Annotated in this window: 2 protein-coding genes; both read left to right on the forward strand. The window is 31.2% G+C overall.

Annotated features, from left to right (window positions below; translation table 11 throughout):
• Positions 1-140: 140 nt before the first annotated feature.
• Positions 141-437 (forward strand): nucleotidyltransferase family protein, encoded by a 297-nt coding sequence (locus AC23L6_RS13335; RefSeq protein WP_487562973.1) that lies wholly within the window; start codon positions 141-143, stop codon positions 435-437.
• Positions 430-765 carry a HepT-like ribonuclease domain-containing protein gene (locus AC23L6_RS13340; RefSeq protein ID WP_487562972.1) on the forward strand — a complete coding sequence of 112 codons (336 nt, stop codon included), beginning with the start codon at positions 430-432 and terminating at the stop codon, positions 763-765. Before AC23L6_RS13335 ends, AC23L6_RS13340 begins: the two co-directional genes overlap by 8 nt.
• Positions 766-975 lie beyond the last annotated feature (210 nt).

Consider the following 975-nt stretch of genomic DNA (forward strand, 5'->3'; position numbering starts at 1 on the left):
ACGTTTTAGTTCACCCGTTTCTTCTTCGGAAAAATAACTATTTATTTGATTATGCAAACTAAAGGCAAAACGTTAGCACTAATTTTTGACCACCAAACTTTTCAGAAGACAAACTTTTGTATATTTGAAAAAAGTTTCAAATGACAACAAAAGATAACATTTTAAAAACGCTGAAATCTAATAAGCTAAAACTTACGAAGTTTGGTATTCGCAGTGTTGGCCTTTTTGGCTCATATATTCGTGGAGAACAATCAAGCGAAAGTGATATTGACTTGTTAATTGATTTTGAACCTGAAAAAGAAAACTTTGACAACTTTATGGCAGTTTGTGATTTATTTGAAAAAATATTCAAAAACGAAAAAATTGAAGTTGTAACCAAAAATGGATTAAGTCCATATATAGGCCCAAAAATTTTAAATGAAGTACAGTATGTCTAAAGATCCGAAAGAATACTTAAGACATATTAACGATGAATGTTTGTACATCATTTCTGTTAGTAAAGATTTGAAATACGAAGATTTCTTAGATGATGAAACTCTTAAAAGAGCTATCGTCAGAAGTTTGGAAATAATTGGAGAAGCTACTAAGAAAATTCCAGCCGACGTAAAAGTAAAGTGGAATACAATACAATGGAAAAATATGGCTGGAATGAGAGATAGGCTAATTCATGATTACATTGGAGTTAATTATAATATTGTTTGGGATGTGATAAAAAACAAAATTCCAAACATGAATAAACAGATTTCCAAATTTCTAACTGAATAATAAAAACTAGTGCTAACAGCGGTTACAAGAAAATGGCAAATTATGTTTAAAATTCACGTTTACGTTTCGCAATATTATTTATCTTAGCCGAAAGTACGCAGTTCCGAAGTTTGCCACTTCTTGTAGCCGCGGCACGTCAGGCTGTGAAAAAACCTCATTTTGATTTCTTTTCTACTTCACAGGAGGTCTATAAATGGATTTTAAGCTAGG

Source organism: Flavobacterium sp. R1_16, from assembly GCF_057652095.1.

Bases quoted from the DNA above. Each gene is read 5' to 3' on its own strand.
- AC23L6_RS13335 (WP_487562973.1), top strand. From the start codon at position 141: ATGACAACAAAAGATAACATTTTAAAAACGCTGAAATCTAATAAGCTA.
- AC23L6_RS13340 (WP_487562972.1), top strand. From the start codon at position 430: ATGTCTAAAGATCCGAAAGAATACTTAAGACATATTAACGATGAATGT.